Origin of the sequence: Rhodococcus sp. 06-235-1A (assembly GCF_002258785.1) — a bacterium.
Taxonomy (GTDB): Bacteria; Actinomycetota; Actinomycetes; order Mycobacteriales; family Mycobacteriaceae; genus Rhodococcoides.
Genome location: NZ_NOYI01000009.1, coordinates 499967 through 510882 on the forward strand (window position 1 = coordinate 499967; position 10916 = coordinate 510882).

At 64.6% G+C, this 10916-nt stretch carries 7 protein-coding genes and 1 pseudogene; 4 read left to right on the forward strand and 4 right to left on the reverse strand.

What is annotated here, in order from left to right; translation table 11 throughout:
- Positions 1 to 23: 23 nt before the first annotated feature.
- The 3 genes from CH275_RS09255 (at position 24) to CH275_RS09265 (ending at position 4853) form a co-directional block, all read left to right on the forward strand.
- Positions 24 to 422, forward strand: a complete 399-nt coding sequence (locus CH275_RS09255; protein ID WP_094677219.1) for a winged helix-turn-helix transcriptional regulator — start codon at positions 24 to 26, stop codon at positions 420 to 422.
- 92 nt (positions 423 to 514) lie between these two features.
- A complete protein-coding gene (gene lon, locus CH275_RS09260; RefSeq protein ID WP_094677221.1) occupies positions 515 to 2830 on the forward strand; it encodes an endopeptidase La in 2316 nt (771 codons plus the stop codon).
- Between the two features lie 73 nt (positions 2831 to 2903).
- Entirely contained in the window at positions 2904 to 4853 is a 1950-nt protein-coding gene (locus CH275_RS09265; RefSeq protein ID WP_094677411.1) for an ABC transporter ATP-binding protein, read from the forward strand.
- Here CH275_RS09265 and CH275_RS09270 read toward each other — a convergent pair.
- From CH275_RS09270 to CH275_RS09280, 3 genes are all read right to left on the reverse strand, one after another.
- A complete protein-coding gene (locus tag CH275_RS09270; RefSeq protein ID WP_094677223.1) occupies positions 4775 to 5764 on the reverse strand; it encodes an ABC transporter substrate-binding protein in 990 nt (329 codons plus the stop codon). The two genes, CH275_RS09265 and CH275_RS09270, sit on opposite strands and share 79 nt — an antisense overlap.
- Positions 5765 to 5849: 85 nt before the next feature.
- Positions 5850 to 7064, reverse strand: a complete 1215-nt coding sequence (locus CH275_RS09275) for a lipase family protein (protein ID WP_094677225.1) — start codon at positions 7062 to 7064, stop codon at positions 5850 to 5852.
- A gap of 233 nt (positions 7065 to 7297) precedes the next feature.
- The gene (locus CH275_RS09280; RefSeq protein WP_094677227.1) at positions 7298 to 9568 is read right to left on the reverse strand and encodes an ATP-dependent DNA ligase; all 2271 of its coding nucleotides are present in this window, start codon (positions 9566 to 9568) and stop codon (positions 7298 to 7300) included.
- A gap of 60 nt (positions 9569 to 9628) precedes the next feature.
- Here CH275_RS09280 and CH275_RS09285 point away from each other — a divergent pair, with 60 nt between their 5' ends.
- A complete protein-coding gene (locus tag CH275_RS09285) occupies positions 9629 to 10057 on the forward strand; it encodes a type II toxin-antitoxin system Rv0910 family toxin (protein WP_032396781.1) in 429 nt (142 codons plus the stop codon).
- A 100-nt stretch (positions 10058 to 10157) separates the two neighbouring features.
- On the opposite strand, the pseudogene CH275_RS30335 reads toward CH275_RS09285, so the two are convergent.
- Positions 10158 to 10916 (reverse strand): annotated as a pseudogene (locus CH275_RS30335) (HNH endonuclease signature motif containing protein); the annotation flags it as partial.

The window sequence follows — 10916 nt, forward strand, 5'->3', positions numbered from 1 at the left end:
CGTAACCCTCGTGGAGGTTCGATATGGCAACGGCAACCGCAGCGGCACGACGTGCGGAGGCGAAGGTCGAGTACGACGCGTTCGTAGCCGCCTGCCCGAGTCAGAAACTGTTGGGACGGATCAGTGACAAGTGGGTGGCGTTGATCATCGTCGCCCTGACCGACGGTTCGTTGCGGTACTCCGAGCTCTCTCGACGGATTCCCAGCGCGAGCCAGAAGATGCTCACGCAATCGCTGCGAAGCCTCGAACGAGACGGACTCGTGACGAGAACGGTGACGGCCGATGTTCCGGTGCGGGTCGACTACGCGCTGACCGAACTCGGTACGTCACTGCGGCACCTGATGGTTCGGATCAAGGCGTGGGCCGAGGAGCACATGGACGAGGTCGAGCGCGCCCGCGAGGCCCACGCCGAATCGGCGTAGCGAGTTCTGCCCACGGAGAACAGCGAAATTCGCGGGAACATCACTACTGCTTTCGAAGTTGAGCCCAGATAGCTCAATCTTTTGGAGGAGAAGTGACCGAAATCGTTCGTGTCCCCGTGCTGTTTCTGACCGACCCGATCGTCCTACCCGGAATGGTGGTGCCCGTCGAACTCGACGAGGCATCCCGTGCCGCCGTCGACGCCGCTCAGGCGAGCGACGGAGGCACGTTGCTCGTCGCGCCGCGTCTCGAAGACCGCTACGCCGCCTACGGCGTGCTTGCCACGATCGTGCAGATGGGACGCCTGGCGGACGGGCGACCGGCCGCGGTCATCAAGGCCACGCGCCGCGCGCACATCGGCCACGGTGTCAGCGGTCCCGGTGCCGCTCTGTGGGTGGAAGCCGAGCCGGTGTCCGACGAGACCGTCGACGATGGCCTCAAAGCTCTTGCTGCCGAGTACAAACAGCTCGTGGTGGCGATGCTGCAACGCCGCGACGCGTGGCAGGTGATCGACTCGGTCAACAAGCTCACCGACCCGGGCGCGATCGCCGATACCGCGGGGTATGCGTCGTACCTGACCGATGTGCAGAAGCGCGACCTTCTCGAAACACCCGACGTGGCAACACGTCTGACGTCGCTCATCGAGTGGACCAAGGCCCATCTCGCCGAGGTCGAGGTCAACGACAAGATCTCCGGAGATGTCCGCGAGGGCATGGAGAAGACTCAGAAGGAGTTCCTGCTCCGTCAGCAGCTGGCGGCCATCCGCAAGGAACTCGGTGAGGACGAGCCCGACGGTGCCGACGACTACCGCGGCCGCGTCGAGGCGGCGGACCTGCCGGAGAAAGTGCGAGAACAAGCGCTCCGTGAGGTGGGCAAGCTGGAGCGGGCAAGCGATCAGAGTCCGGAATCGGGCTGGATCCGCACATGGCTCGACACCGTGCTCGATCTGCCGTGGAACAACACCACCACCGACAACACCGACATCGATTCTGCTCGTGCGGTTCTCGATGCCGATCACCATGGACTCGATGACGTGAAGGATCGAATCGTCGAGTACCTGGCCGTTCGTGCGCGACGCTCCGAGCGGGGCATGCACTCGGTCGGCGGACGCGGATCCGGTGCCGTCATGGTGCTCGCCGGTCCGCCCGGAGTGGGCAAGACATCTCTCGGCGAGTCGGTGGCACGCGCGCTCGGTCGCACCTTCGTGCGCGTCGCCCTCGGAGGCGTCCGCGACGAGGCGGAGATCCGCGGGCACCGTCGCACGTACGTCGGCGCGCTGCCGGGTCGGATCGTGCGAGCCATCGGTGAGGCAGGATCGATGAATCCCGTTGTGCTGCTGGACGAAATCGACAAGGTCGGCTCGGACTATCGCGGCGACCCCAGCGCCGCACTGCTCGAGGTGCTGGACCCGGCACAGAACCACACGTTCCGTGACCACTACCTCGATCTCGATCTCGACCTGTCCGACGTGGTGTTCCTCGCCACGGCCAATGTGATCGACCAGATTCCCGGCCCGTTGCTCGACCGCATGGAGCTGGTGACCATCGACGGATACACCGAGGACGACAAGGTCGTCATCGCTCGCAATTACTTGCTTCCCCGTCAGATGGACAGGGCTGCAGTGACATCCGAGGAAGTGACGGTGACCGACGCTGCGCTGCGCAAGATCGCGGCAGACTACACCCGCGAGCCCGGAGTGCGGCAGCTCGAACGCTTGCTGGCCAAGGCACTACGCAAGGTGGCGACCAAGCTGGCCGGTACCACCGATGTGCTGTCTATCGACGAGTCGGACCTCGTGACCTACCTCGGCCGTCCGCGCTTCACTCCCGAGGCTCACGAGCGCACCGAAGTGCCTGGTGTGGCCACCGGTTTGGCGGTCACCGGCCTCGGCGGCGATGTTCTGTTCATCGAGGCCGCCTCGACGGACGGCGATGCCGGTCTCACTCTCACCGGCCAGCTCGGTGACGTGATGAAGGAGTCCGCACAGATCGCGCTGTCCTATGTGCGCTCGCACGCAGCACGATTCGGCGTCACTCCGGAGTCCCTCGATCGCAGCATCCACGTTCACGTTCCTGCAGGCGCGGTGCCCAAGGACGGCCCGTCGGCCGGCGTGACCATGGTGACGGCGCTGGTGTCGATGGCCACCGGCCGGCCGGTGCGTTCGGATGTCGGCATGACCGGTGAGGTGACGCTGAACGGTCGGGTGTTGCCGATCGGTGGGGTGAAGCAGAAGCTGCTTGCCGCGCAACGCGCTGGGCTGACGACTGTGTTCATTCCGGCACGCAACGAACCGGACCTGGACGATGTCCCGGCAGAAGTGCTGGAGGCGTTGGACGTCCGTCCGATGACAGACGTCGCGGACATCCTGGCACTGGCTCTGGAGCCGGCGCAGGAAACAGCGGCGGCATGAGAACGGAGTACCCGATGCCGGTCGAAGGAGCCGCGCTTGACCTCGACCTATGTCGAGGTTCTACCGTGATGACATGAGCATGGAGATGACCGCCTGGAACCAGATGTATCGCACGATGAACAGGCCGGACACTCAGTCGTCGTTCTCGAAGGTGACGGCACGCCGGATCCTGACGTTCGCGGCACCGCATCGCCGGGCACTCGGTGGATTCCTGGTGCTCAGCGTGGCTCTGGCCGTACTCGCCGTGGCCACTCCGGTGTTGGCCGGGCGAGTGGTCAACGCGATAGTCGACGGACGCGAGCTGCGCGTGGTGGTCCAGCTGGCACTGGCGATCGCGGCAATCGCTCTGGTGGACGCGGTGGTCGGGTTGGTCAACCGGTGGCTTTCGGCGAACATCGGCGAAAGCTTGATCCTGGATCTGCGGACCGCGGTGTTCGATCACGTGCAACGGATGCCGATCGCGTTCTTCACGCGGACCCGTACCGGTGCGCTGGTGAGTCGGCTCAACAACGATGTCATCGGAGCGCAGCGCGCATTCAGCACCACGCTGTCCGGTGTCGTCAGCAACCTGGTGACGTTGGTGCTGACGCTGGTGGTGATGATCGGAATATCGTGGCAGATCACGCTTCTGGCACTGATTCTGCTGCCGGTGTTCGTGCTGCCTGCTCGACGGATGGGTCGACGCCTGGCGCGGTTGCAACGCGAAGCGGCAGCGCACAATTCGGCGATGAGCACCCAGATGACCGAGCGGTTCTCGGCTCCGGGCGCAACGTTGGTGAAGCTGTTCGGTCATCCCGAGCAGGAATCGGTCGAATTCGCGGTGCGAGCCAGGCGTGTCCGCGACATCGGGGTGCGTAGTGCCATGGTGCAGACGGTGTTCGTGACGGCGCTGACTCTTGTCTCGGCTCTGGCTCTGGCCGTGGTGTACGGACTGGGCGGCTTCTATGCCCTGCGGGGGACGCTCGACCCGGGTTCGGTTGTGGCACTGTCGCTGCTGCTGGCGCGGCTGTACTCCCCGTTGACTGCGCTGGCGAGCGCCAGGGTGGAGATCATGAGCGCGCTCGTCAGTTTCGAGCGGGTCTTCGAGGTTCTCGATCTCGTTCCGTTGATCGCCGACAAGCCCGACGCGAAGGCACTGCCGCCGGGGTCGGTGGCCGTCGAGTTGGACGATGTTCGGTTCGCATATCCCTCGGCGGACAAGGTCTCGCTCGCCTCGCTCGAGGAGGTCGCCACCCTGGATTCACGTGGAGGAGAGCAGGTTCTGCACGGTGTGTCGTTCCGCGCCGAACCCGGCCAGATGGTCGCGCTCGTCGGGTCATCCGGTGCGGGCAAGTCCACCATCGCGCAGTTGATCGCGAGACTGTACGACGTCGACGGTGGTGCGGTGCGTCTCGGCGGCGTCGACGTGCGGGATCTGACGGCCGAATCCGTCCGCGGGACAGTGGGAATGGTGACCCAGGACGGGCACCTGTTCCACGAGAGCATTCGGTCCAATCTGCTGCTGCCCCGGCCCGAGGCCACCGACGACGAGCTGTGGGATGCGTTGTCGCGGGCCAGGCTCGCTGATCTCGTGCGATCCCTACCCGATGGCCTGGACACCGTCGTCGGCGAGCGTGGGTATCGGCTCTCCGGTGGTGAGCGTCAGCGCCTGACGATCGCGCGATTGCTGATCGCGCAGCCACGGGTGGTCATCCTCGACGAGGCCACGGCCTCACTGGATTCGACGTCCGAGGCCGCGGTGCAGGCAGCGCTGGCCGAGGCGTTGGAGGGCAAGACGTCGGTGGTGATCGCGCACCGGCTCTCGACCATCAGGGCTGCCGATGTGATCCTGGTGATCGAGGACGGGCGAGTCGCCGAGCGGGGCACGCACGACGAGCTCCTCGCGGCGGGAGGCCGCTACGAGGAGCTGCATCGGACGCAGTTCTCTCAGTCGGACAGAAGCCGTCAGGGAGAGGGGACCACCGTGGACGGGTCGTCGTCGGTCGCCGCGGCGAGCATCGGGGTGAATCCGTCGATTGCGTAGTCCAGGGAGAGTGGGCTCGAATATCCCAGGGCCGACGGCAGATCGGTGCTGAACGAGCCGATGTAGACGGTTCGATCCTGCTCGACGACGTCGAGGGCGGCGATGATCGGGTTCGCTTCGAGCTGCTCACGGCTCTGGCCGGCGATGACGAGGACATCGGTGTCGAGTCGGTCGAGGTTCTCGGGGCTGATGGTCTCGGATGCGTCCGGAATCTCGAAGCCGAGGTCGGTGAAGAACAGGGCGCGGATGTCGTCCTTGCCGAGCAGCAGGTAGCTACCGTCGTCCATGACGAATGCGAGTGACAGTGACTTGCCGGTGAACTGAGGATTCTCGGCCTCGGTGGTGGCGAACTTCTGTTCGAGCGTGGCCGTCCGGTCCTGAGCTTCCTGCTTCTTGCCCAGTGCTTCGCCGACGACTGCGAACTCCTGTTGCCATGTCGCCGCGGGCACGTTGTCGTATCCGCCGATGTCGGCGATCGTCGGGGCCATTCCCGAAAGCGTGTCGTACTGGCCCTGGTCGATGAAGGAGTACGGGCCGAGGATCAGATCGGGGGCCTGCGCCGCGATCTGTTCGAGGTTCAGGTCGGTACTGCCGACCTCGGGAATCTCGGTGCCTCCCAGCGCCTCCTGGGCCCAAGGACGCTGCCGGTAGTCGTAGCTCAGGTTGCCGCGCGTCGCCACGGGCTTGACCCCGAGCGCGAGTGCGAAGTCCTGCTCGTTGAACCCGATCGTCACCACACGGCTCGGCTCGGCGTCGATGACCGTCTCACCGAATCGATGTTCGATGGTGACGGGGAAGCCGGCATCGCTCTCGGAGCCACCGGACGTGGCCGTGGTGTTGTCGGACGAACAGCCGACCGCCAGTGCCAGAACGGAGGCACCGGCGGCGACGAGCTGGACAGACTTCTTCATGTGATCTCCTCGCGCAGGAACTGAGCGAGGTTAGCCTAACCGACCCATCAAAGCTTCAATCACATGCCATGGGTCGGTACAGGGATCAGCAGTTGGACGTGGCCGGCACACCCGCGAATCGCTGGTCGATCCATTCGAGGGCCTGTGGCAGGCCGAGTACTGCAGCGGTCAGGTGATCGTTGCTGGGCACCTTCACCTCGGTCACCAGCACTCCGGCACGGCAGTATCGGGCGATCGTGTTGTCGATGGCGCTGACCGGGATCAACGCATCGGTGGGGCTGTGCCACTCGAAATACGGTGCCTTCGGCACGCCGGGATACAACTCGACGCTGTTCTCGTTGACGGCGGCGATCATCTCCGGACTGTTGATCAGGTCGAGCGTGCCGGCGACCTCCATGGCACTCTTGCCTGCGCCCGCGGCGATGATGTCGTTGGTGCACCCGTTCTGCATCTTGGCCGCGATCTGCTTACCCACCGGGTTGAGCTGAGAGCTGATCGGGATACGGGTGGGGTATTCGCGTTCGATACCGAGAGCGGCCGCGAACGCCAGACCGAACATGGGGTGCGGGGCGAAGCCGAGATCGCGGGCCATGCGCTCGAGGTTCATCGGAGCGCCACCGTTCGCGCTGCCGACGATGTTCAGCTCGGGTGCGTAGTCGTTCTGCAATGCCGCCGCCCATGCCGTGGCCATGCCGCCCCCGGAGTAGCCGGCCAAGGCGACCGGGCTCTGCTGAACCTGGATGGGCGCGAAGCGCTGAGTGGCGCGAATGCTGTCGAGCACGATCTGCCCGCCGAGCTTCGCGGCACCGTAGGCGCTTCTCGGTCCGAGATGATCGGCGATGGCGACAGTCCAACCGCGCTGCAGCACAGCGTTCAGTGCCGGTGCCTCACGAATTGCCAAATTGGGGTCGTTGGTCCAGAGGGCTTGTGAAGGTGCACATTCGAGACCGAGTGCATTGATGATGTGTTGATAGGAAAGCAATGGGCCATTGGGAGCCTTGTTGCGTGGCACCATGATGGTATTGAGCGCCGCAATGGGATCACCCGCCGAATCTGTCGAGCGGAACTTGAGCTGCCACACGTCGACATCGAAGAATCCGGGCGGCGGGGGCATGGGCCGGCTGGAGATCACGTCGCCCGGTTGCAGGGCGTCCAGATCCGCAGGCGGTGCACCGAACCCGTCCGCGATGGGGGTCGGCATCAGTGGCTCCGCCGCCGCCTGACCTGCGCCGACGAGCGATGAGCACAACACGGCCGCTGCCGTGAATGTGGCAGCGCCTGCCAATTTGAGAACCCGCATGTAAGTAATCCCCTCCGTGCCTGAATCGAAAGCGCGTGCGCTCCGATGATCCGGCAAGCCCCAATGAAGCCGGCCCGCAAATCGATATAGCTGTCAAAGCGTGACTCGTTACGCTCCCCCCGGGCAACGTTGGGACGAACGGTACGCACTCGTCGATTCTAAGGCAACAGAAGAACGGTCCAAGTGCCGGTTTCTTGGGAAGAAGCGAAATACTCTGCCCCGCACACGTAGCGCTACTCGAGAGCGACGTCCTTCGGTGCTTTGTCCGGGCGCAGGCCGCGCCAACTCGGATGCCGGAGATGACCCGATTCGGTCGCTTCGTAGAACCGCACCTCGCCCACGAGGACAGGCTCGACCCACACTGCCCCCTTCCGATCGGCCGCGGGCAGTTCCGACGAGAAGGGACTGTCCGACGCCTCGAGTGGGGCCAGGAGGGCAGCGAGCGTATCGAGCGCTCGGTCGTCGAACCCGGTTCCGACCCGCCCGACGTAGCGCAGCAGGTTTCCGTCGGGAATGCCCATGAGCAGGGAGCCGAATCCGCCGGAACGGCGACCCTGTCCCCGACGCCATCCACCGACGACGATCTCCTGTGTTCGCCAGTTCTTGTGCTTGATCCAGGTGTGGGCGCGCTTGCCGGGTTGATAGACGGAGTCGGTGCGTTTGGCGACGATGCCTTCCCATCCGCGTTCCCTGCTCTCGGCGACAGCGTCCTCGGCGGAGCCCGTCAACCGTGGCGGTACCAGCACCGAGTCGAGTCCGGTGGTGAGGAGCTCGAGCAGCCGCCGTCGATCGGAGTACTTCTTGCGTAGCAGTGAGGTGCCGTCGAGGTACAGCAGATCGAAGGCGATGAACCGGATGTCGTCGCGGGTGGCGTTCTGCAGCATCTCGAAGCTGCTGATGCCGCCGGCGTCGAACACGACGACTTCCCCGTCGACGATGGCGTCGTGCTGGGCCAGGTCGTTCGCGAGAGCCTGCAGTGCGCCGAACTTCTCGGTGTAGTCGTTTCCGCTGCGCGTGCGCAGAGTCATCGAACCGTGCATGAATTCGGCGACGATGCGGAACCCGTCCCACTTGCCCTCGAAAGACCATTCCTCGTCCGAAAGGCCGAGAACGTCGCCCGCGGTGGCGAGCATCGGTGAGATGCTCTTGGGCTCGGGTTTGTCGGGTGCGTCCTTCATCAGATGCATGAGCCACTGATTGCCTTTGGTGCGAATCAAGGCGAACCGGCCGCGCGCCTTCGATCCGTGCAGGACGACGATGACCTCGTCGTCGCGCCACTTCTCGAGCTCGTAGGTTCCGCTGTCCCAGATCGAGACGTCGCCGCCGCCGTACTCGCCCTTCGGTATCCGCCCGGAGAACGTCGCGTACTCGAGTGGATGGTCCTCGGTGTGTACGGCCAGCCGGTTCTGTTTCGGATCGTCCGGAATGTTCTTGGGGACGGCCCACGAGACCAGGACGCCGTCGTGTTCGAGACGGAAGTCGTAGTGCAGGCGTCGAGCGTGATGCTCCTGAATCACGAACGTGTCGTCGTTGCCGTGCGGCTCGGCAGCTGTCGGCACGGGCTCGGGAGTTCGGTCGGCGCTCCGCATGCTGCGGTACTTGTCGAGTTTGTCTGTGGTCGAGCCATTTTCGGGTATCGAGTCCATTGCGGGGTCCAGCTCGGCCAACAGATCGCCGAAGTCCTGTGCTCGTTCGAGGACCTCCTCGAACCGAAGCTGTTGCAGCCCGGACGATTCCAGCTCGTCCCAGGTGCGCGGTGCAGCGACGGTGGGGAGTGTTCGCCCGCGGAGCGAGTACGGGGCGACAGTGGTCTTCTTGCCGTTGTTCTGGCTCCAGTCCACGAACACCCGGCCGGTTCGCTTCGCCTTCGCCATCGTTGCCGTCACCCGATCCGGCGAACGCTCTTCGAGCAGGGTGGCAACACGTTTGGCGACGGTGGACGCGCCCGACGTCGACAGCGGCTTCTCCAGCGGGACATAGAGGTGAATTCCCTTGCTGCCGCTGGTGACCGGATATGCGGTCATGCCGATGTCGCCGATCAGCTCCCTTATCTCGCAGGCCACTTCGGCGCATCGGGCGAGATCCACGTCGTCACCGGGATCGAGGTCGAAGACCATGCGGGTGGCGGGGCCGGGCTCGTTGCCGTCGAACCGCCACTGTGGGACATGCGCTTCGATAGCCGCCTGTTGGCCGAGCCACGCCAGATCGGCTGTGGTGGAGAACAGTGGGTAGGTGACGATGCGGTCGGAATGCTGCATCGAACGACGGTCGAGCCAGTCGGGGGCCGACGCTGCGAGGTTCTTCTCGAAGAACGAGGACTGGTCTACGCCGTTCGGCCAGCGCTTGCGGGTCACCGCGCGGTCCACGAGGTGAGGAAGCATCGCAGGCGCGATGGCAACGTAGTACTCGATGATGTTGCCCTTGGTGGTCCCTGTTTCGGGGAACAGCACTTTGTCGAGGTTGGTGACGGAGACCTTCCGACCTTCGATCTCGAGCGTGGCCATCGTCTCAGGTTAACGTCCGCCGTCAGAACTTGCGGGGGAGTTGTGACAGGCTCTTTTCTCATGGCGACGATCAGTGTCTCAGTACAGATGCCCGAGAATCCGCAGGGTGCGTGGGACAAAGCTTCCGCACTCGATCGGTTCGACGAGTGGATGACGATCCACGGTGGATGGTGCAGCCCACCGCCGAAGAAGGTCGGCAAGGGCACCGAGGTGGAGTCGTTGGTGAAGGTGAAGGGCTTCAAGAACACGATCAACTGGACCTTCACGGAGTACGACGAGCCCAAGCTGATCGAGATGTCCGGCCGCGGTAAGGGTGGAGTGCGCATCTCGCTGACGGTGCATGTGCGTGAGGCCGAGGGTGGTTCGGAGTTGACGCTCGACGCGAAGTTCGGCGGTGGTGTCCTGTTCGGTCCGGTGGGGTCGGTGGTTGCGCGGGCACTCGACACCGATGTCAAGAAGTCGGTTGCGAATCTGGCGGCATTGAGCTGACGGATCCGTGCTGAAATAGCTGCACGACAACCTCTTCCGGCCCCGCACCGTGTTCTCGGTGCGGGGCTGGAGTCGTCTGTGGGCTTGTGTGGTGCGCTGGTTATGCGATGTGGGGGCCTGCTCGGGCATGCGATTGTCGGGGTTGTCGGTACGGGTCCACTGTTGCGGGTGGTACGAACCACGGGTGCTGATCGGTGCCGATGAACACTTCCCAGTCGGAGTGGTGAATGAGTCGGTGGTGGAATCCGCAGAGCAGGACGAGGTTGTTCATGTCGGTGGGTCCGCCGTCGGCCCAGTGCCAGATGGTGGCCTTCGGTCCAGGCGGCGGGTTTGCCGCAGCCGGGGAAGGCGCAGCCGTGATCGCGGGCGGTGAGGGCTTTGCGTTGTGTGGCGGTGACGGTGCGTGCGGTGCGGGCGAGGTTGATCGGGTTACCGTTCTCGTCCATCACGATGGCAGTGAGGACACAATCGCAGGCCAACTGGCGGGAAGTGTTGCGGGAGAGCGGTCCCATCCAGGGTAGCCACCCGACCGAAGTGCCGTCGCCGAACAAGTCGCGATACGCGCCACGATCGGCTGCCGCTCCCGCAGCTCTGCCGGCCCCGGGCTCATCCGCCGCGTCCGACTCTTCCGTGTCGGGGTGAATCGGTACGCCGGTATTGATGTCGACCGGATCTACTCCGTCGGTGTCGGATTCTGTTGCTGCGCGCGAGGGTTCGTCGTCGGTGATGTCGTCGGCATCGGCACTGTCAGCACTGTCGCGGAGGTCGGTGAGATCGCGCAGGCCGATGTGCAGGTTCAGGTGCGGGCGTTCGCCGCCTTCGATGGGGCGGTTACTGGAGGCGAGGTATTGGTCGAGGA